This window comes from Limnospira indica PCC 8005 (assembly GCF_000973065.1).
Taxonomy (GTDB): Bacteria; Cyanobacteriota; Cyanobacteriia; order Cyanobacteriales; family Microcoleaceae; genus Limnospira; species Limnospira fusiformis.
This window is the reverse complement of sequence record NZ_FO818640.1, coordinates 569,518-591,921: the sequence shown is the minus strand read 5'-3', so window position 1 is coordinate 591,921 and position 22,404 is coordinate 569,518. Positions and strand designations below refer to the sequence as shown.

Genomic DNA, 22,404 nt, shown 5'->3' with positions numbered 1-22,404 from the left:
CTCATATATCATGAAATTCCCATCTCTAGTTTATCCTTAATCTGGTGCATTCCATGAGAGTCTTACTGGTTTATCCAATTTTCCCAAAAAGTTTTTGGTCTTTTGAAAAAACCTTAGATTTAGTCGATTGCAAGGCTCTATTACCGCCTTTGGGTTTAATCACAGTAGCGGCTATTCTCCCCCAAGAATGGGAATTTAAGCTGGTCGATCGCAATGTGCGAGCCGTCACGGAAGCAGAATGGGAATGGGCAGAATTAGTGATTTTGTCCGCCATGATTGTTCAAAAAAATGACTTCCTCGACCAAATTCAGGAAGCCAAAAAACGCGGCAAAATTGTAGCAGTTGGGGGTCCTTTCCCGACCGCACTACCCCACGAAGCTGAAAAAATGGGGGCTGATTTTCTAGTGTTAGATGAGGGAGAAATTACCCTCCCTATGTTTGTAGCAGCCCTGGAAAGAGGGGAAACAAGTGGGATATTACGCGCCGCTAATGGCGAAAAACCTGATGTAACTACTACCCCAATTCCTAGGTTTGATTTGTTGGAAAAACAAGCCTATGATATGATGGCTTTGCAATTCTCCAGAGGCTGCCCGTTTCAGTGCGAATTCTGTGATATTATTGTGTTATATGGTCGCAAACCTCGCACCAAAGCACCGGAACAGTTACTGGCGGAACTGGATCGCCTCCTAGAACTAGGATTTACTCAAACTATCTTTTTGGTTGATGATAACTTCATTGGGAATAAACGCAATGTCAAATTGCTGCTTCCGGCGTTGAAAGAATGGATGGAAAAAAATAACTATCCCTTCCGTATGATGACAGAAGCATCAGTTGATCTCGCCCAAGACCAAGAATTAATGAACATGATGGTAGAGGCTAATTTCTATGCGGTTTTCCTGGGAATTGAAACCCCGGACGAAGGTAGTCTCGCGCTGACTAAAAAATTCCAAAATACCCGTAATTCCCTAGTTGATGCTGTGGATAATATTACTAGGTCTGGACTGCGGGTAATGGCTGGTTTTATTATTGGCTTTGATGGTGAAAAGTCTGGGGCTGGCGATCGCATTATCCAATTTGTAGAAACTACGGCTATTCCAGTGGCTATGTTTAGTATGCTACAGGTTCTCCCTAATACGGGATTATGGCATCGTTTAAAGAAAGAAGGGAGGCTGCTGGAAGGCTCAGAAACCGCCAATATTAACCAGACTACTCTGATGAATTTTATTCCTACTCGTCCCATTGAGGAAATTGCACAGGAATATATAGACGGTTTTTGGAAACTCTACGATCCGCAAGTGTTTCTCGATCGCACTCACCGCTATTATCTGAAACTAGGCGCACCTCGTCGCAAAAAAGCTGGGGGAAGAACCCTAAGCTGGAAAACTATAAAAGCCTTGTCAATTCTGATATGGCGACAGGGAGTAGTCCGTAAGACTCGCTGGACTTTTTGGATTTATCTACTGGATATTATCCGCAAAAACCCCGGTGTTGTGGAAATGTATCTAGTCATGTGCGCTCACTTTGAACACTTCTACGACTACCGCCAAGAAGTGCGCCAGCAAATCGAATCACAACTGGCTGAATATGTCAAGAAAAAACAGGAGTTAGAATTGGTAAAAGTAGCTTAACTCGAATCCGGCGGGTTGGGGTGGTAATCAAAAAACCTATCTCTCAACCCGCCGCTTGGCGTAACCTCTCGCTGAGACTCTAAGATACCTGGGCGCTTCTGTGATCAAAAACACAAGCGGATAGGATAAGATATAGATACAATCTATAATCATGAACATTTACGCAAAGCTGGGCGATGAACAACCTAGGTATGGAAAGAATGCGGCTACAGTCCCATCAACAAATCAAACGATTTATAGAACATCACGAACAGCGTTATAACCTGCTATCAAAGACGGTTAATAAACAGGCGACCTGTAAATTTAACGCTAACTCGGCATTTTTGTTATGTGCTGTTAATCCTACAGGTTGCTGTTCTAGCTGTGATCATTATCAGCCTAAATAACGCTAACTAATAAATAGATCCTGATAAATGTTCACAGACTTTTCCCAGGTTTGGGGATAGGTCTAGTGTGTCTTCTGACTGTTCGATCGCCTGAGTTTCTCGATCTAAAACGGCGACAATGCGATCGTAGATTTCCTGTGCTTGTGTGGGAGAGTCACCAATACAGGTTAAACCCAGTTTCCCGAATTGAGACAAACAGCCGATTAAGTGAAATACGGTTCCGGTTTCTGTTTTATTGTTAAAATGCAGATGATATTGGGCGATAATATCCATTAAATCATTGGGTAAAAGACCGCGATAATGATGGCTCTGAAGATTATCTGAGGCAATATAATATTTGGGTTGTTTATGCTGGCTATAGAATAAGCCAGTATGGCGATCATATTCGCCATTAGTTAATAATTGGAGGGTCATAAATGGATGAGTTGTGCCACCCCGACGCAGGTTAATTTCAATGGCTTGTAGTTCCCATTGTGCCTCTGGTGGCTGTGGTTGACGAACGGCAATACAATCTAAACCAAATCTTTCTAGGGCTCCTTTTTGGGCTAAGATTTTACCGACTTTTTCGCCTAATTCTTGCAGTTGTAATCGATAGGCTTGGTCAGCGGGGAAACTACAACCCTCAAAAATTTGACCATCTGGACCCCCCAGAATTTGGTCATGGGTAGATAGAACTTCGACCTCCCCGGAAGGGTAAATCTGACATTGAACACTAGGCGATCGCTTAATGTCTCCTTCGATAAAGGCTTCGACAATTGCGCCTAATTCAGGGATTCTGCTACGGAAACTAGACCAGGTTTCATGGCTGGCTTGAAAACTTAAATTCACCAAGCGATCGCTAATTTTTGCGACCCTTTGATGAGGGGGAATGTCGCCAATTCCTTGGAGATTAAGGATAGCATTGCCTTCTCCAGAAAAGCCCTCATTTAGCTTAATTACTGCTCGTTTTAACTGGGGTTGTCGTTCCCATAAAGCGTTAACTTCTGCGGCTAAAGCTGTTTCATTCCAGACTAATTTACTGCCGTCTGGGTGGGGAATATTGGCTTCTGCGAAAATCTGGCGACTGCCGCTTTTGGTTCCCCAATGGGCTAAATCGGGGTCAGAAGCCCAGAGGGGAATTTGTAATTTAACTGATAATTTTCGTTCCCATTGAGTAGAGTTAAAGCAGACCATATAGGTGCGGTTAGGTCGCAGGACTTGGCGTATTCTTTCGACTAACCGGGGACGTTCTAGGATTTTTTCGGTGAGGGAGCGATTAGAGGAATCGTAGGTAGAAAATAATAGTAGGCGATCGCGCGCGTGAGAAAAGGGAATTCCAGGCATTAAATGCAGATAATAGTCAATAACGCTGGGGTGAAGGGGTTGGGAAGTTACATAAATTAATCTAACTCTAGGATTTCGTAAACGAGTCAGAGAAAACAGAAATCTCTCCTCATACTGATGAACTCCGGGAATTTTCTGCAATTGCTGCTGATCTAAGGTGAGGGATGGAATCACTAATACATCAAAATCATCAAATCCCAGGTTTCCCCCTTGACTGAAAGACTCTCGGAGTTGATGTTGCAATGCTTGAAACTGATCTACTATTCCCTGTGGCGATCGATAATCTCCTGTCATAATCGCTGCCCACAATAACAATATTACGATTTTAGCAGCTTGTTTGACCTCATAGCGACACTTTTTATGAGCTAATATCATCCTTAGCAATGGTTGGAGAAAAGCTAGTGACACAATTAATATGAGCAGATTGGTCTAGGTTAACCAATAGGATTGATTGGTGCTATAATTATGGGAGCTTCGCTCAAACTGATATCAAACGGAATTTCATCTGAATATCGCGATATGATCCCACAGAAACTCACCCTGAAGAATTTTCTCAGTTATCGCGACGCCAGCCTAGATTTTAGTGGCTTGCACACTGCCTGCATTTGTGGACCGAATGGGGCGGGTAAGTCTTCGCTGTTAGAGGCGATCGCCTGGTCGATTTGGGGTCATAGTCGGGCGGGGACGGAAGATGATTTAATTCAAATTGGCGAAACCCAAATGCGGGTGGATTTTATCTTTATTAGTCATGGTAACTTATACCGGGTAATTAGGACTCGTCGCCGTGGTCAGTCGGGGACTCTGGATTTTCAAATCGCACCATTAGAACCGGACAAAAAAGCGGAGCAAATTAAGTTTACTGCCCTCAGTCAAGGGGGAGTCCGTAGCACACAACAAAAGATTTTAGAACATCTGCGCCTAGACTACGATACTTTTATTAATTCTGCCTATTTGCGTCAGGGAAAAGCTGATGAGTTTATGTTAAAACGTCCCAGCGATCGCAAAGAAGTGTTAGGCAGCTTACTCAAGTTAGATGAATATGATACTTTAGTGGAGAAAGCTAAAGATATCTCGAAGGAATATAAATTCAAGATTGAGCAATTAGAACAAACTTTAACTATCGGAGAGTTGGAGACACAAAAACTGCCGGAAATAGTGGCTCAAATGACTCAGTTAGAAGCTACCCTTGGTAAACTTCAGAAACAACAAGAGTCTGAGCAAAAGCAACTGCAAGCCTACCGAGAACAACAACAATATCGCCAAACCTGTGAACAACTATTAGAGGGACAGCGACAACAATATCATGGGATTAAACAAGAATGCGATCGCCTTCAACAGGAAATTATCGTCACCCAAACTCAACTACAACAATTAGATTTTATTCGGCAACAACAGGAAGAAATAAACGCTGGGATTGTGGAATTTCAGACCCTACAGGCTACAGAAGAAACGATGAGTTTACAGTTTCAAACTCACCAAAAAATTCAACAGCAACTCCGGGAACTTCAGCAGCAACAACAGGATAAAATCCACCAATTACAACGGGATAAAGATACGATTGAAACTCGCCTGGAATCTCTCCATAAACAGGAACAAGAATATCAAAAGGTGCTGGTTGAACAGCCGGAAGTCGAAGCAGGAATGGCTCAACTGTTTCAGGCTCGTTTGCGCCTGAATGAGTTAGATAAACTACAAATTGAAGTTACCCCTATCCTGCAAGAACATCAACGTATACAGGGGGAAATAGACCGCGCTCAAGCGCGTCTTAGCGCCCGTTTTGATGAACTATATACGTCGATGCACAAAATGCAGAACCGCCTGGAAAATAACCGCCCTAAATTAGAACAAGAGTTACAAAATCTCCATCAAACTATTGAGGAAATTGAGAAGAAACGCACTTATCAAAATCGGGTCACAGCTAAGGGTCAGTCACGCCATAACCACTTGGAAAAATTGGCTCATCAACAGCAGGAGTATGAGTCGAAATTAGCGGAATTAGACAAAAAGATGGAAATGTTAGGGCGTTCTTTTAGTGAGGAAAATAGGGGGGACTCTGCGCCTGTTTGTCCCCTATGCGATCGCCCTTTAGATGAACATCACTGGAATTTGGTAATGGGTAAACACCAAAACCAACAACAGGAAATTCGCGATCGCCTGTGGATAATTCGGGAAGATTTGGCGCGTTCCGAACAGGAAATAGCTGCGTTACGGGTTGAATATACAACCTTACAAAGGCAAATCTCTAATTATGAAGAATTGCGAGAAAAACGAGGTCAACTACAAGCACGCTTAGAGGGTTTCGGTAGTGATGAATTGCAGCTACAACAGTGGAGAGATGAAGCTAGTCAAATTGAGCGATCGCTATCTGATGGTAGTCACTCCGCGACGCTGTATCAGCAACTGCAACAACTAGATCTGCAACTGCAAGAACTAGATTATAATGAACAAAGCCACGCTCTGGCTAGGAATGAAGAAAAGCGCTGGAGATGGGCAGAAATGAAGCAAATACAAATTCGGGATTCCCAACAAAAACTAGGGCAACTACAAGCCGACAAACCGCCAATGGTGGCACAATTACAGTCGGCATTAGACCAGATAATTTATCTACAAACCGCCTCGGAATTACAGCAGAGGATTATTCAGCTCAAAAAACAGTTAAATGAGAGCGGTTATAATTTGGAAGACCATAATCAAGTCCGGGTGCGGTTGCGTGAGGCACAGCAATGGGTGAGGAAAGCAGAACAGTTGAAAGTGGCGGAAAGTCAGTATCCACAAATTCAACAACGGCTGACTGAATTACGACAATTAAATCAAGTGCGATCGCAGGATTTATCGGGGGTAAAATCACAGATACTACTCTTAACTAAACAGTTGGAAGATACACCAAATCCTAGGTTATATATTAGTAACCTAGAAGGGAAAATAAAACAGCAGCGACAACAACTTGATCAATATTTAAGTCAATTAGGAAAGCTGCAACAACAACGAATCCATTTAGAAAATCTGAGCCAGCAGCAAAGCCAGCAAAAACAGGAATTATCGGAATATCGTCACCAAGCCCTAATTTATAAGGAATTAGCCCAAGCCTTTGGGAAAAATGGTATTCAAGCACTGATGATTGAAAATGTGTTACCGCAATTAGAAGCCGAAACGAATCAAATTTTAGCGAGGCTGTCGGCGAATCAACTCCATGTCCAGTTTGTTACCCAACGGAGTGGACGCAGTGGCAGCGCGAAACGGAAAAAGGCTAAGTTAATTGATACACTGGATATATTAATTGCTGATGCCAGGGGAACTAGACCCTATGAAACCTATTCTGGCGGCGAGGCGTTTAGGATTAATTTTGCGATTCGATTAGCCCTAGCTAAATTATTAGCACAAAGAGCGGGATGTGCGCTACAAATGCTGATTATTGATGAAGGGTTTGGTACCCAAGACGCGGAAGGATGCGATCGCCTAATTGCTGCGATCAATGCGATCGCCCCAGATTTTTCCTGCATTTTAGCTGTCACCCACATTCCCCACCTGAAAGAGGCATTTCAAGCCAAAATAGAAGTCACTAAAACCGCTACCGGATCACAATTACATCTATCTGTTTAAGATCATGATTGGCCAATATTTGAGGAGCAAGGGGTGGAACTAGAGCATATTATGCCATAGTTGGTTAATATAGTTATATGAGACTAGCTAGACCCCGGCCCGAAAATTGGGTGCAGCCAGGTCGGAGGTTCCCTTGATATCAATTTTATAAACCGTTAAGCAGTAGCTATGCCAGGTGTACGAGTCGGGATACTGCATTCTTTGAGTGGGACAATGGCAATTAGCGAAGCGCCCCTCAGAGATGCCGAGTTGATGGCCATTCGAGAAATTAACCGAAGTGGAGGAATTCTCGGAAAGTTTATTGAACCTGTTATTGAAGATTGTCAATCAGATCCGGCTTGCTTTGCTCAGAAAGCCAAAAATCTAATTCAGGACAAACAGGTTGTCACCCTCTTTGGGTGTTGGACTTCAGCCAGTCGTCAGGCTGTCAAACCCGTTTTAGAAGAATTAGGGGTGGGGTTGTGGTATCCCGTCCAATACGAAGGACTAGAAGACTCCCCCAACATTTTTCACACAGGAGCCTGTGCTAATCAACAGGTTGAACCTGTCGTTTCCTGGTTGTTGGAAAATATTGGCAAGCGCTTTTATTTGCTCGGTTCTGATTATACATTCCCCCATACGGTGAGTAAACTGATCAAAATTCAGCTTCAGCAAAATGAAGGCTATGTGGTGGGTCAAGCATATCAACCCTTGGGGGCTAAGGATTTTAGGTCGATTATTGCGCGTATTGTGCGAGCGAAACCTGATGTGGTGTTTAATACGCTTACTGGTGATAGCAATATAGCATTTTACCAACAATTTCAAGCGGCAGGTTTAAACGCGAAACAAATCCCCATTTTGGCTATTTCTGTTTCGGAAACGGAACTGAAAAGCATCGGGAATGCGGCGACCGGTCATCTGAGTTGTTGGAGTTATTTTCAGAGTTTAGATACTCCCGAAAATCGTCGGTTTGTTCAACATTTTCAGGCGAGATATGGAAGCGATCGCGTTACTAGCGACCCCATAGAAGCCGCCTATAGTCAAGTTTATCTATGGAAACAAGCCGTAGAGTTAGCCGAATCTTTCGACCCGGAAAGGGTACGAATTGCTACCTATGGTCAAAGTTTCTCAGCCCCCAGTGGTATTATCCGCATGGAACCCAACCATCATATTAGGAAATTATGCCGCATTGGTAGGGCTAAATCTGATGGTCAGTTTGAGATTATTTACACCAGTCCCCATCGCATTAAACCCTTGCCATGGTTAGGGTTTGAAGCCAATAACTTTAATGCTTCCGAAATTGTGATTGGCTTACTTGCTGAAGTTAGCCAAAGTACCGAACGCGCCGAAAAACTCAAACAAAAAACCCGCGAATTAGAAGAAACCAGAAAGCAACTTGAACAAGAAATCGAAATCAGGAAACAGGTAGAAGCCCAACTGCAATTGGTTAATGAAGGCTTAGAAAATATCGTCGCGGAACGCACCGCCGCCCTACGAGAATCCAACACTCAACTACTGCAAGAAATTGTCGAACGCACTAGAGTTGCGGAGGCTCTAAGAATGGCTAATGCTAGACTGCAAGCGGTGTTAGAAGCTGTACCTGGCACGGTTTCTTGGATTAGTAGGGATTTACGCTATTTGGAAGTTAATCAATCTTTGGCAGACTTATTTAAATTGCCACGAGAAACTTTTGCTAATCAACATATTGGCTTTTTGGGAACCAGTTCCGAATTTAATGACTTTGTAACTGACCTATTTAATCGCCCGGAAAAAGAAGCCCATCGCGAGGTGCGGACTCATGTGGACAATCAAGAACGCCATTATCTAATTGTGGCTCAGAAATATGATAATAATCAAGCTGTATTTGTGGTGGGAATTGATATTACGCAACGTCGCCAAGCTGAGGAAGAACTCCGCCAAGCTAATATGCGTTTACAAGCGGTTTTAGCAGCGGTTCCTGGTACGGTTTCCTGGGTGACATCAGACCTGCACTATATCGAAGTTAATCAAAAATTAGCTGATTTATATGGCTTACCCAGAGAAGATTTTTCTAATCAACATATTGGTTTTCTGGGTAGGGGTTCTCAGTTTCAGAATTTTATACAATATTTCTTTGAAAGTCCCGAATTAGAAGCATATCAAGAAATATCATCTTCCCTAGAAAATGAGGAATATTATTATCTGATTGCTGCCCACAAGTATAATAATAATCAAGCGGCTTTTGTGGTGGGAATTGATATTAGCGATCGCAAACGTGCAGAAGCCGCATTAAAAACGACTCAAGACCAGTTAGAAGCTGTGTTAAATGTCGTCCCAGGAACAGTATCTTGGATTGATTCTAACCAACGTTATTTAGGGGTTAATCAATATCTAGCCCAAACCTTCGACCTCCCCGCCGAGGCATTTATTGGTCAGCACATCGGTTTTCTGAAAGCTAGTCCGGAATTTAATGACTTTGTGGAAGACTTCTTTAATAGCGGTAGTTTTGAAGCCTATAAAGAAGTGACATCTTATATTAAAAATGAACCCAGAGATTACCTAATTGCCGCCCGGAAATACAACAGCGGTAGTGCCGCCTTTTTTGTAGGTATTGATATTACGGATCGTCGGCGCGCAGAAGAAGCCTTAAAACAGGCAGAATCCAACTATCGTAGCATTTTTGAAAATGCCCTAGAAGGAATATTTCAAACTACCCCAGAAGGTCGTTATATCAGCGCTAATCCCGCCTTAGCCAGGATTTACGGCTACGAATCCCCGACCATATTAATGACCAATTTAACCGATATTCAATCCCAACTGTATATCGACCCCAAGCGCCGCCAGGAATTTGTTTATCTCTTAGAAAGCCAAGGTTCCGTAGTAGATTTTGAGTCCCAAATTCGACGGATAGATGGTCAAGTTCGTTGGATTTCGGAAAATGCCACCGCCGTCCGTAGTCCCCAGGGAGAAATTCTTTATTATGAAGGAACTGTCGAAGATATTACCGATCGCAAACTAGGACAAATCGGCCTCCAACAAGCCAAAGAGGAACTAGAAAAGCGGGTCGTCGAACGCACCGCCGCCTTACAAGAAGCCAACCATCACCTAATCAGAGAAGTGGCCGAAAGACGAAGGATAGAAGCAGCCTTACGAGCCTCAGAAGCCGAATTGCGAGCCTTATTTGCAGCCATGACCGACGTGATCGCGGTTTTTGATGGAGAGGGACGCTATAAGAAAATAGTCACCACTAACGCGGAAGTAGTCTATACACCTAGTAGCGATTTACTCGGAAAAACAGTATTTGACATATTTCCGACCCCCCAAGCACAGCTTTTTTACGAAAATATCCAGAAAGTCCTTCAAACCGGACAAACCATCAACCTAGAATACAGTATGCAATTAGCACCCCCAGAACCCGGGCAGCAAGGCCCTGTTAATATCTTACCCTCTGCTGCTGATGCCGATCTGGTGTGGTTTGCTGCCACAGTTTCCCCCATGCCAGACAATAGTGTAATTTGGGTGGCTCGTAATACTACCGAGCGCCGCCGGGTTTTAGATGCTTTGCGGGTTGAACAACAAAAATCCGAGCGGCTGCTATTGAATATTTTGCCTCACTCTATTGCGGAACGTTTAAAACAGAGCCCCCATTCTATTGCGGAACGCTTTGAGCAAGCAACAGTCATGTTTGCAGATTTGGTCAATTTTACCGGGTTTTCCGCACAGATATCCCCCACGGAATTGGTGGATTTACTCAATGATATATTTTCCTGTTTTGATGAACTCGCTCAAAAACACCAACTCGAGAAAATTAAGACTATTGGGGATTCCTATATGGTAGTCGGAGGTTTACCCACCCCTAGAGAAAACCATGCAGAAGCGATCGCTCAGATGGCTCTAGATATGCAGCGAGAAATTGTCCGTTTCCGTCGCCAAGACGGCGAACCCTTCAATTTACGCATTGGGATGAATACCGGACCTGTGGTAGCCGGGGTAATTGGCACTCGTAAATTTATCTATGACCTGTGGGGGGATGCCGTCAATGTCGCCTCCCGTATGGAGTCTCAAGGCGAAGTGGGAAGAATTCAGATCACCGCCGCCACCAAAGCGCTACTCAACGATAATTTTATTTTTGAGGAAAGGGGTGTAATTGATGTAAAAGGAAGAGGCAAAATGATGACATTCTGGCTCAAAGACCGTCGTTAATCCTCACCACCCCATACTAAAGGGCAGGGGATAGCGGGCATGGTTAAGCAAGAATTAGCATGGGACTTGACGGCCAGTAAACTTGTGTTAAGATAAGTTAAATTAAGTCAAGATTATTTGAACAGTTCTGTAGAAAACTCTCTAAAGGAAAACTATGACTTTGATGGCTAAACGGCTTTTGATCCTGTTAGTGACCCTAGGTGGTACAGCATTCTTGGCGGCTTGTGGCGAACCTACTGCCACCGAAACCCAAGGCGAACCCACCGAACAAATTGCCGAAACCAGTGAGCCTGTAGCCACTGAAACCGTTTCTGATGAAACCATCGAAGCCCAAGCAGAACCCGCCGGGGAAGAAATGACTGCTGTAGTTGACTCAGACCCCACAGAAACCATTGTTGGTATTGCTAGTGGTGACGACCAATTCAGCACTCTAGTAGCTGCTTTAGAAGCAGCCGAATTAGCCGAAATCCTTTCTGGTGAAGGACCTTTCACCGTTTTTGCTCCCACTGACGAAGCATTTGCGGCCCTACCGGAAGGCACTGTTGAAGAACTTCTCAAACCCGAAAATCGCGATCAACTGGTTCAAATTCTTACCTATCACGTTGTCCCCGCCCAAGTTCTGTCTGCTAACATTACTGATGGGTCTGTGGAAACCGTTGCCGGAATGCCCTTAACTATTACTGTTATGGACGGCACTGTAATGGTGAATGAAGCCAGTGTCATTCAATCTGACATTTTGGGCAGCAATGGGGTGATTCATGCTGTTGACACCGTAATCTTGCCGGGTGTGGTCGAATAACTTTTAACTTGGCTTGATGTCAGCACCCCCGGCTGAAGCACGGGGGCTTCGTGCCCCCCTTTCAGGTAGCTGACCAGCTATAGCCTTAACTGGCTCCGTTCAGAGCAAGAGTTAAAGTTCCTACCCTGGAATGCGTGCTAGTTCCAGGCTCATGAACCGAATCGTTAAACATCTCTAAGGGGTTAAGGACGTGCGATTTGGATAGTACCGACTCTGAACATTGGCGTTCGCGCAGCGTGCGCGTTAGCGCAAGCGCAAACATTACCCCGCAAGGGAGTCGGAGCCAACCATAGCTCCATGGAGGGGCAACCATACCCCTCCACCCCGCAAGGGGGTGCTGGCGGCGGTCAGCCGCTTGAGTCGGTTTTCCTCTCCGTGATCAATCACGGAGCTTCCAACCCTCCCAGGAGTTTTACGTGAGTGTTTAACTCTAGACAAGGTTTCGCTCATACCATACTTATGAACCCGCTCTTATTAGTGAATAGTAGGGGCGGGTTTTCAGTTAATCAAAGATTGATAACGGCTCAACAAACATTTATAATATCGGGATTGATAGCGCATAGAGAAGAGAACCAGAGCCAGTTATGGACATCAGAGGCTTATTAGAACCGATCGCCAATTTTTTTGCTAGTTTAGGAGTTCCCGAACCTATTGTTCATTGGGGACACCCCCTGATGATGGGAATTGTAATTTTTGTGATGGGTAGTTTTGTCGGTTATACTGGCTGGCAGGGACGTTTAGCCACAGACCAAGAGGCGGCGATCGCTTCTCGGTCTAGTCACCGAAAACTTGCCCCTTTTATGACCCTATTTATGGCTTTGGGGTTTAGCGGCGGGCTACTATCCTTAATTATGCAGGGACAACCAATTTTTGAAAGTCCCCATTTTTGGACCAGTACCGCAGTTTTAGGCCTATTAGGAATTAACGGCGCTATTTCCCTCAGCAAATTTGGCGGCAACCAAGACCAATGGCGCAAGGCTCATGCTTATATTGGCAGTGTCGCCCTATTAATGATGGTCATTCACACCGTACTCGGTCTAAAATTGGGACTATCCATTTAGCAAACAATCAGGGTTGGTTCCTAATCCCAACCCTAACCGGTCCTCCATCACTTCCCGGATAGATGAACCAAACCGCTGCGATCGCCCTAGGATTAGCCTATATTGTCGGATTACTAATGGCGAGCTTTAGCTGGGGAGGATATTCTCTCCTCGCCCTAGGAGTCGGAATGGCAATTATGACAACCATTTGGCAATATAAACTCCGTGGCCGTCTGATTAAGCCAAATTCTCCGACTACTACAAACCGCCGTCAAAGGCAACGTAGACAAAGGACATCTGATCCAGATAGGTTGACAGTCCCCCGACCTCCTATCCCTAGAAGCCTTTGGCTAGTAGCTGGATTAATAGGTTTCCTCGCTACCCTATATTTTCAACTACAAACTCCACAACCAGGGCCTCATGACATTAGCAGATTAATTGTCAGCGGTGGTAATGCCGAAAACCTGGTAATCACCGTCTGGGGAAGGGTGATTAGTTCTCCACGGGTCACTCGTTCAGGAAATGTCCAGTTTTGGCTACAGGCTAACCTTGTTAACCAGATTACCAGTAATGATCAGAACAGCCCGGTTCAGGTTAACAAAACAGTTACAGGTAAACTTTATGTTACCGTACCCATTCTACAAGCCACAGGATTACAAGGCAACGAAACTGTTTCTGTGACCGGAACTTTATATGCACCAAAATCCCCTTTAAATCCTGGTAGCTTTGATTTTAAAGCCTATCTCGCCAGACAAGGGGGGTTTGCGGGAATGTATGGTCGCCACCTCTCTATTAACACTACCCCTAGGTGGGGACTGTCTAGGGTGCGACAGCGAATTGTCAGGGCTAAGGTTCAGGGTTTGGATGTTACCAAAGGCACACTATTATCAGCCATGGTTTTGGGGCGGCGGGCTGTGGATATCTCCCCAGAAATTAGCGATCGCTTTGTGCGAGTTGGTTTAGCTCATACTTTAGCCGCTTCTGGGTTTCATGTCTCTTTACTTCTGGGCGTAGTCCTAGCTTTGACAGCCCGCTGGTCTCCTAAGTTGAGATTGGTTTTTGGTGCAACTATCCTATTGTTATATGTCGGATTAACTGGGGGTTCGGCTTCCGTACTGCGGGCGGCTTTAATGGGGTTAGCTGCGTTGGTGGGTGTCGTCATGAAACGACAGGTGCGACCCTTGGCTGTGTTATTAGCTGTAGCCGTTTTCTTATTGTTATGGAATCCTCTATTGATTCAAGACTTAGGATTTCAATTCAGCTTTTTGGCAACTCTGGGGCTATTGGTGACTGTACCACCTTTGATGCGATCGCTACAATGGCTTCCCCCAGTAATTGCTAGTTGTATAGCAGTTCCTATCGCCGCCACCGTTTGGATTCTTCCCCTGCAAATTTATGTGTTTAATTTGGTATCACCATTCAGTATTTTTGTCAATATTTTGGTGGTGCCTTTTATTACAGTCATTACCCTGGGAGGAATGCTAACTGCATCGGTCGCGATCATCTCGCCCTGGGCGGCTGCCGCTCTAGCCACCGCTTTATATTACCCCCTAGAAGGGTTAATTTATATAGTCGAATTTTTTAATGATTTACCTGGCAATTCCATCGCTGTAGGCAGTTTATATATGGCACAATTAATCGGTTTATATACCATTAATATATTGCTCTGTTTATTGCCGATACTCCTACCGGAAAAAGTTGGTAAAACTGACCAGAAGAAGAAAACCAGAAACCATAGCCGATTTTATGCCGTTATCGCTGGTATATTAATGGCGATCGCCATCATCACTTTACCCATGGCTTATGCTCAATTTACCCAATTTCGAGTCACCGTTTTAGCTACCGCCGAAAAACCTATTCTGGTCGTGGAAGATCGCGATCGCGTTTTGTTAGTAAATGCCGGGGATGAACGCACCGTTAAATTTACCGTTTTGCCCTTTTTACTAAGGCAGGGAATTAATCAGATTGATTGGGCTATTCTCACTCACCCTCAGCTAGGCTTGACTATCGGTTTCCCACATATTTTAGACACTTTACCAATTCAGAAATTCTATGATACTCCCGCTTCTAAGAATGCTTACCAAGTTAGCGCCCAGGCTATTCAAAATAAAATTGTTACCGCCCAAGGAGAATATCTAACTCTGCCAGTTCAGCAAAATTTGGATTTAGGAGAAACTCAGGTTACACTGATTAATGCTGAGGTTCCTCTGGTGGAATTTATTATGAGCGATCGCCGCTGGTTACTCATGGGAAATATCCCCAAAGAACAACAATCACAGTTGTTACAACAGCATGATTTATCCCCCGTTGATGTCCTGTGGTGGTTGGGTAACGATTTGAATTATCAACTACTAGACACCCTCAAACCTCAAGTAGCGATCGCCAGCACTGATACCCTCAGTCCTGAAACATCTCAAATGCTCGAAAATCTTAACATTCAACTATTTTGGACCGGGCGAGATGGCGCACTACATTGGACACCACAGCAGGGCTTTTCCCCTACCATTACTGCCGACCAAACCGTTGACTCCTTTTTTTGACACTCCCAGGTAATCATACCGTAGTGGACCGACACGGCTAAAAATGTGCTTTCGCGTAGGGTGGGTTAGGCGGCTGAAACCCATGCTGTGAAAGCCATATATCAATCCGCCGTAACCCACCGTTTAAGGTGTGTCGGTCCAGTAGGGTGCGTCAGACACCGAGAATTATCATCAACACCCGATAATTGATTTCTGACGCACCGGACACCGAGAATTATCATCAAAGCCCGGATAATTGATTGAGGTGCGTAGCGCCGATAATGATTCGGTGAGGATGTAGATAGCCTGCTTCTGACGCACCCTACGAAAATGATTAAGTCGAACCTAGGTTACAAATTTACATCCGTGACCGCGCCGCGACTGCTAGTGGATACCAACTTAGCATACTTAGCTAGGACTCCCCTCGTATAGCGAGGTTGACGAGGCTGCCACACCTCTCGTCGCGCCTGTAATTCCTCATCAGAGATATTAATTTGTAATAGGCGGGCTTTAGCATCAATAGTAATACTATCGCCCTCCTTCACTAAGGCGATCGCACCTCCGACCGCCGCCTCTGGAGCCACATGACCCACAACCAGACCATAGGTTCCCCCTGAGAAGCGACCATCAGTAATCAGCCCCACAGAATCCCCTAAACCAGCCCCAATAATCGCCGAAGTAGGAGCCAGCATCTCCCGCATTCCCGGCCCCCCTTTCGGGCCTTCATAGCGGACGATAATCACATCTCCCGGATTAATTGAACCCGCCAGAATTGCCTCAAGACATTCCTCCTCCGACTCAAACACCCTAGCCGGTCCAGTAATTTGAGGATTTTTGACCCCAGTAATTTTAGCCACAGACCCCTCCGAAGCCAAATTACCCTTGAGAATAGCCAAATGTCCTTGAGCATACATAGGATTATCCCAAGGGCGAATCACCTCCTGGTTAGGGTCAGGTTCAGCCGGGATATCAGTCAACTGTTCCGCAATAGTTTTACCAGTAATCGTCAAAGCATCGCCATGTAACAAGCCATGTTCCAACAACATTTTCATCACCTGGGGAACTCCCCCAGCTTGGTGAAATTCTGTAGTTACAAACCGACCACTAGGTTTCAGGTCGCACAATACCGGAACCCGTTGTCGCATAGTTTCAAAATCATCCAGAGTTAGTTCTACCCCCATAGAACTGGCGATCGCCAGTAAATGTAGCACCGCATTAGTAGAACCCCCCACAGCCATAATCACCGCCATACCATTTTCAAAAGCATCACGGGTGAGAATTTGGCTCGGTAAAATCTGTTTCCGAATCGCCTCAGCCAATACAAACGCCGATTGTTCAGTGCTTTCCGCTTTCTCCGCATCTTCAGCCGCCATAGTCGAAGAGTACATCAAACTCATCCCCATAGCCTCAAAAGCTGACGACATAGTATTAGCCGTAAACATACCACCACAGGAACCCGCCCCAGGACAAGCATTGCGTTCAATCCCCAGTAATTCCTCATCAGGGATTTTCCCCGCGCTATGTTGTCCCACCGCTTCAAAGGCGCTAACCACAGTGAGGTCACAGCCATTATAGTGACCCGGTTTGATAGTTCCCCCGTAAACGAAAATTGCCGGAATATTCATGCGAGCAATGGCAATCATCGCCCCAGGCATATTTTTATCACATCCGCCAATAGCTAACACCCCATCCATACTCTGACCATTACAGACAGTTTCTATGGAATCGGCAATTACATCCCGCGACACTAGGGAATATTTCATCCCCTCCGTACCCATAGAGATACCATCACTGATAGTAATGGTTCCAAACAGTTGGGGCATAGTTCCCGATTGTCTCAGGGCCGCTTCTGCCCGTAATGCTAAATCATTTAAGCCCATATTGCAGGGAGTAATGGTACTATAACCATTAGCAATGCCCACAATGGGTTTATTGAAATCCTCATCGCCAAAGCCTACAGCCCTTAACATAGCCCGGTTAGGGGTTCGCTGATTGCCCTGGGTAATTGCTTTACTTCTCAAATTATCTGACATCCCTGGTTTCCTGTTTCTAGTAAATCTTGGGGGGTTGACCTATTTTCTCTGGTATCTTTCCCTAACGATCCTATAATTTACCAGGTTAGTGATGCCTAAGCGATCGCTAATTGGGGACAGGATGTGGGGGTTACCCCTCAAATTATGAACTATCACCACCAATGTGCCGTTTTCAGGAGATGATTATTACATACAGGGTATAACTACGCGGTTGGACATATAGTGCGGAAAGTAGGGAAACTTGTTGAAATCATAATTCTGAGGGATTTTAGCCCTCAGTTGTTTAATACTGCAATACTGATGATGAGGTTAATTAAACATGGAGGTTGAGGAGCTACTCAAACAATATGCCGCCGGAGAGAGAATGTTTCGGTCTGTTAACCTGGTTGGGGTCAATCTCAGTGATATGGATCTGCGGGAGGTTAGCTTTATCCGGGCTAATCTCGAAAATACTAGCTTCATTAATACTAATCTGAGTGGCTCTAATTTCCGTGAGTCTAAATTGATGGGCGTGGATCTCACTGATGCTCAACTCGCTGATGCTAACCTGATTAGCGCTAATTTAACTGATGCTAATTTTTCTAGGGCTAATCTAACCGGGGCTAGTATGCGGGGGTCTATCTCCAAAAATGTCACCCTAAATATGGCTAATCTTACTGATGCTAATTTGGCTGAGGCTAATTTTACAGAGGCTAATTTTATTGGCGCTCATCTAGTTAACAGCACTTTGATCCGAACTAATTTGTTAAAAGCTAATTTGAGTGGTGCTAACTTGGATGGAGCTAATCTCACTAATGTGATTATGCGCGATTCTACCCTTGAGGGTGCTAATTTATCTAATGCTACCCTCAGTGGCGCGATGCTGATGGGAGCTAATTTTCATCGAGCTGATTTGAGTCGGGTTACTATGGTGGGGGCTGATTTAACTGATGCTAACCTCAGTGAGGCGAATCTACGGGCGGCTAATGTCAGTTGGACCAGTTTAAGGGGGGCTAATATGAGTCGCGCGCGACTTTATCGCACTAAACTCAATTGGTCTAATCTTAGTGGCGTTAATTTGATTGAGGCTGTCATGTTGGACACGGTACTCTACCGCGCTAATTTGCGTGATGCTGATTTGCGGGGCGCTATTTTACCTGATTAATTAGCCTTTAGGGCGAGAATCCCGCAATAATTAGGGGAATTAATATCAGGGCTGTTAACACCACTGTTACTGTGATCGGATCTATCTCGGGCTTTGGTTGCGGATTGCTCATGATTGTTAATTATGCTACAGGACATCAAAATTAGTGCTTCTGACTCACCCTTGGTTAATTAGTCTAACTTAGAGAAAATTGGGTTTCTATACTATCGACTGGGTAATTATAGCATAGTGTCTCAAATTTGTATATATTTATGCTCCATAAGTTCTGATGGAAATCCGGCTCTATACCATGATCAATATGGGTGAATTGCCATTGAGGTTTGAGAAACTATTGCTGATGTTAATATTTGTTAATGTGGCTAGAGTGAACCCGACAGAGTATGCTACAAGGTTGAATTAATTTGTGGTGAGGAGTAATTCCAATGCAGTGGACAAATAGGTTGAATTTCATTGTCGCTACCCCAACTATTATTGGTATAAGTGTTTTAGGAGTTGCTGTTCCTAAAGCCTTGGCTGATATTGTCTGTCGGGGAACTATTTTCCGGACCGACGCAGATAACCTATCTTTTTCTGTTCCCTGGAGTCCTAATACTGGCTTTGAACAGGAAGTAGAGTTTCGTAATGCTCGGACGGGTGCGGGTATCGCTCAATCTTCCCGTTTACAATTCGATCGCAGAAATGATCAAGGTCAACGGGTTTATCGTGGCAATGTCAGCGGTATGGCTAGTGTCACTTTAATTGATTTGGCAGAGTTTCAACCTAGACCCGGAACTAAAGTTTCCGTATCCTATGATGGTCAATGGGGACGCGGAACCTGTTCTGGTCTTTAGTATCTTCGATCGCTTAATGTGCCTTATCCTCATCTCTGTGGCAGATATTGCGAAGTTGACAGGGACGTGATCAAACTTAACAATAGGTGTCACTTGACAATTCAGGTTATGGTGTTCTGTGCTAGAAATTAGGTAGAGATTTCCCGCTGCGGTGCTGAGGTAAAAACCTAACCGTAAGAAGGAAGTCTTGTATCTGCTATGATGCTTGAATAGCCCAGGGACTCTGGGTGGTAATGCCTGTGGAGCATGATTTAATCTCAAATTAGGTTAACATTTGACGGCAATACGGTATAATACCAAGTATGGTGCGAGACCTTCGGGTATGAAATAGAGCTGAAATGGGCGAAATAACTACCCGGTGAGGACTTCAACCCCTTGATTGATTGGGTCGCATCCCTGGCCATCCCATAACACAGCCTGATTTTTTGGCCCCCCTTCGAGACTTCCAATATGGTTGCCAAGGTGAAGCGTCTAATCAGGTCTAAGACTGCCCGCGCCATGCTGACATGGGCGCATTATCGATTCAAACTAACCCTGAGACATAAGCGCGGAAATAACTGAACAGTTGTAGATATGACCGAAGAATACACCAGCAAAACCTGTACTCACTGTGGTCATGTCCATTCCCAGCTAGGTGGCTCAAAAGTGTTCCGATGTCCTGAGTGCGGGTTCACTCTACCACGGGACTGGAACGGTGCTTTTGGAATCTTTCTAAAAGCTTTGCGGGATACCGCCTCTGTTACCTTAACGGGTAATAGTGCTATCGTCGCATTGTCCGGGAACAACCGGAAAAATGTCGCGTAAATGTATCAGGTATCGGAACGGGGCAACAATGTTGGGAGGCTTAGGCCACTTGTACCAACGAACTGCTAGGGAAGACCAAGGAAACAGGAATGCCTTATCGCAAGGTAAGGAAGCCCTCATCGTAATCTTGGATTCGATGACGGGAAGATGTCAGAATAAATTGGTTATATTATAGACCTGGGCTTCGCGAAGGCGAATCTAGGGTGTATAAAATAGCGAGGGGAGGTTTTGATCTCCTCGTTGCGAAACCTTATCAACCAAGTTATCCGTGTGAGGAGAGAGAGAGTGTCGAAACGATCATTAAATCTTTGGCTGCTCAGTCCAGCAGTATTGGGAGCTAGTCTATTAGCCTCTCTACCTGCGGTGGCGGAAATTTCGGCTACTGAGACAGGAGAAACAGAATTAACGACAAACAACGCTATCACGATCGCATCTATTGAGGATGTCACAGCCGAGTTACCCCAGCAACTAGCTCAAGTTCCGGTTAACCCCCATGCTGGCGGTGTATTTTCCCAAGGTAACTCAGTCGCGGACCGTGGCACAGAAATTCCCCTCGCTGACCTAGATGCTCCCAGTTCCGATGGGAATACGCTAAATCAGCTCAATCAATACGGTAGAGAAGGACAAAGCCGGAGACAGTCTCAGGTGACTTCCGTTTCTCAGTTGTCCGACGTACAGCCTACAGATTGGGCATTCCAAGCACTCCAGTCTTTAGTTGAGCGCTATGGTTGTATTGCAGGTTATCCAGATGGGACATTCCGAGGAAACCGTGCCTTAACCCGTTTTGAATTTGCGGCGGGGGTTAACGCCTGTTTAGAAAGGGTTAACGAATTAATTAACGCCGCCACAGCCGACCTAGTGACTCGGGAAGACCTGGCGAAAATGCAGCGACTGATGGAAGAGTTCGCGGCGGAACTAGCCAGCATTCGCGGACGGGTAACCGTGTTAGAAGCTCGTACTGCGGAATTGGAAGCTAACCAATTCTCCACCACTACCAGGCTGCATGGGGAAGTCATCTTTTGGCCGGGTGATAGCTTTGGCGATCGCGCTAGACATAACGTGGCAGGAGGTCCCTTTAGCCGCCGCAATAGTGACCCGACCCAAACCTATCTTGGCTATCGAGTTCGCTTAGACTTCGATACTAGCTTCACCGGACAGGATCTGTTAAAAACCCGTTTACAGGTTTACGACAATCCCAACCTGAGCGACTTCGACCTAACCAATAGCCTGATGTCTCGGACTCCCTTTGATGGGACTTCCAACGGAGTAGAGCTAGATGATTTATACTATCGTTTCCCAGCTTTCAATGGCAGGGCGCAAATCTTTATCGGTGCTAACAGCCTCGATTTAGATGACACCATGGAAATTCTGACCCCCTTTAATAGTGAAGGTACAGGCTCAATTTCCATGTTTGGTCAGCGCAACCCTGCCATTTTCCGGGGTCCAGAAGGAGCCGGGGTAGGGGCTAACTTCGCCTTTGGCGATCGAGACCGTTACCGATTGAATCTGAGTTATTTAGCTGGTAACGCATCGGATGCTACTGCTGGGAATGGCTTATTCAACGGTAGTAATACAGCATCGGCTCAGTTTGTGTTTGAACCGACGGAAAAACTGGGATTTGCGGTAGAATATGCCCGCAAGTATTTCACTAACGGCGGTGTAGAGGTAGCTGGCGGGACTGGTAGCTGGATTGCCGATCGCCCCTTTGGTGATAATGCGACCACCAGTGATAACCTAGGTTTCCAATTCAATTGGCGGCTGGCTAACAGCTTCCAATTAGGAGGTTGGTTCGGTGCTACCTGGGCTAACCAACAGAATAATGGCAGTGATAGCGCGACCATTCTCAACTGGGCGGTAACTCTTGGTTTCCCCGATTTACTGCGAGAAGGCGACACAGGCGCATTAATTGTGGGAATGCCTCCTAAAGTGACCTCCCATGACAGACCAAGCCTAGAAAATAGTGATACTTCACTGCACATTGAAGCCTTCTATCACTTCCCCTTCAGCGAGTATATTTCCATTACTCCCGGAGGATACTTCATCACCAATCCCGGTCATAACGATCGCAATGCCACCATTTTCGTAGGAACCCTGAGAACTACATTCCAGTTCTAACCCCAGTTCCATTCAGATATTA

Annotated in this window: 13 protein-coding genes and 1 pseudogene; 11 read left to right on the top strand and 3 right to left on the bottom strand. The window is 45.2% G+C overall.

What is annotated here, in order from left to right:
- Positions 1–53 precede the first annotated feature (53 nt).
- Complete coding sequence (locus XZ46_RS02665) at positions 54–1,628, top strand: B12-binding domain-containing radical SAM protein (RefSeq protein WP_008056982.1); 1,575 nt, start codon at positions 54–56, stop codon at positions 1,626–1,628.
- A 176-nt stretch (positions 1,629–1,804) separates the two neighbouring features.
- The gene (locus tag XZ46_RS28050; protein ID WP_008056984.1) at positions 1,805–2,014 is read left to right on the top strand and encodes a DUF6464 family protein; all 210 of its coding nucleotides are present in this window, start codon (positions 1,805–1,807) and stop codon (positions 2,012–2,014) included.
- A 6-nt stretch (positions 2,015–2,020) separates the two neighbouring features.
- Here XZ46_RS28050 and XZ46_RS02660 read toward each other — a convergent pair whose 3' ends face one another.
- Positions 2,021–3,631 (bottom strand): peptide ligase PGM1-related protein, encoded by a 1,611-nt coding sequence (locus XZ46_RS02660; RefSeq protein WP_048895360.1) that lies wholly within the window; start codon positions 3,629–3,631, stop codon positions 2,021–2,023.
- A gap of 225 nt (positions 3,632–3,856) precedes the next feature.
- Between XZ46_RS02660 and XZ46_RS02655 the strand changes: the two genes are divergently transcribed.
- The 3 genes from XZ46_RS02655 to XZ46_RS02645 all read left to right on the top strand — a co-directional run bounded on the left by XZ46_RS02655 (position 3,857) and on the right by XZ46_RS02645 (position 11,897).
- Positions 3,857–6,937: an SbcC/MukB-like Walker B domain-containing protein gene (locus XZ46_RS02655; protein WP_048895359.1), complete on the top strand. Its 3,081-nt coding sequence runs from the start codon at positions 3,857–3,859 to the stop codon at positions 6,935–6,937.
- A 168-nt stretch (positions 6,938–7,105) separates the two neighbouring features.
- Positions 7,106–11,098, top strand: coding sequence for a transporter substrate-binding protein (locus tag XZ46_RS02650; RefSeq protein ID WP_008056990.1), 3,993 nt, complete (start codon positions 7,106–7,108; stop codon positions 11,096–11,098).
- 163 nt (positions 11,099–11,261) lie between these two features.
- Complete coding sequence (locus tag XZ46_RS02645; protein ID WP_228116464.1) at positions 11,262–11,897, top strand: fasciclin domain-containing protein; 636 nt, start codon at positions 11,262–11,264, stop codon at positions 11,895–11,897.
- 261 nt (positions 11,898–12,158) lie between these two features.
- On the opposite strand, the gene XZ46_RS36230 is transcribed toward XZ46_RS02645, so the two are convergent.
- Positions 12,159–12,347: a hypothetical protein gene (locus XZ46_RS36230; RefSeq protein WP_006667947.1), complete on the bottom strand. Its 189-nt coding sequence runs from the start codon at positions 12,345–12,347 to the stop codon at positions 12,159–12,161.
- A 134-nt stretch (positions 12,348–12,481) separates the two neighbouring features.
- On the opposite strand from XZ46_RS36230, the gene XZ46_RS02640 reads away from it, so the two are divergent.
- Positions 12,482–12,958, top strand: a complete 477-nt coding sequence (locus tag XZ46_RS02640) for a DUF4079 domain-containing protein (protein WP_006621734.1) — start codon at positions 12,482–12,484, stop codon at positions 12,956–12,958.
- Between the two features lie 62 nt (positions 12,959–13,020).
- A complete protein-coding gene (locus XZ46_RS02635) occupies positions 13,021–15,477 on the top strand; it encodes a ComEC/Rec2 family competence protein (RefSeq protein WP_048894900.1) in 2,457 nt (818 codons plus the stop codon).
- A gap of 329 nt (positions 15,478–15,806) precedes the next feature.
- On the opposite strand, the gene ilvD is transcribed toward XZ46_RS02635, so the two are convergent.
- Positions 15,807–17,489: a dihydroxy-acid dehydratase gene (ilvD, locus tag XZ46_RS02630; protein WP_008056832.1), complete on the bottom strand. Its 1,683-nt coding sequence runs from the start codon at positions 17,487–17,489 to the stop codon at positions 15,807–15,809.
- Between the two features lie 319 nt (positions 17,490–17,808).
- Between ilvD and XZ46_RS02625 the strand changes: the two genes are divergently transcribed.
- From XZ46_RS02625 to XZ46_RS02615, 4 genes and pseudogenes are all read left to right on the top strand, one after another.
- On the top strand, positions 17,809–18,633 hold the full coding sequence (locus XZ46_RS02625) for a pentapeptide repeat-containing protein (protein ID WP_006621737.1): 825 nt from the start codon (positions 17,809–17,811) through the stop codon (positions 18,631–18,633).
- Between the two features lie 422 nt (positions 18,634–19,055).
- A complete protein-coding gene (locus XZ46_RS02620; RefSeq protein WP_008056835.1) occupies positions 19,056–19,463 on the top strand; it encodes a hypothetical protein in 408 nt (135 codons plus the stop codon).
- A gap of 411 nt (positions 19,464–19,874) precedes the next feature.
- Positions 19,875–20,267, top strand: a pseudogene (locus tag XZ46_RS28040) (zinc ribbon domain-containing protein); the annotation flags it as partial.
- A 285-nt stretch (positions 20,268–20,552) separates the two neighbouring features.
- Positions 20,553–22,382: an iron uptake porin gene (locus XZ46_RS02615; RefSeq protein WP_008056836.1), complete on the top strand. Its 1,830-nt coding sequence runs from the start codon at positions 20,553–20,555 to the stop codon at positions 22,380–22,382.
- The last annotated feature ends 22 nt before the right edge of the window (positions 22,383–22,404 follow it).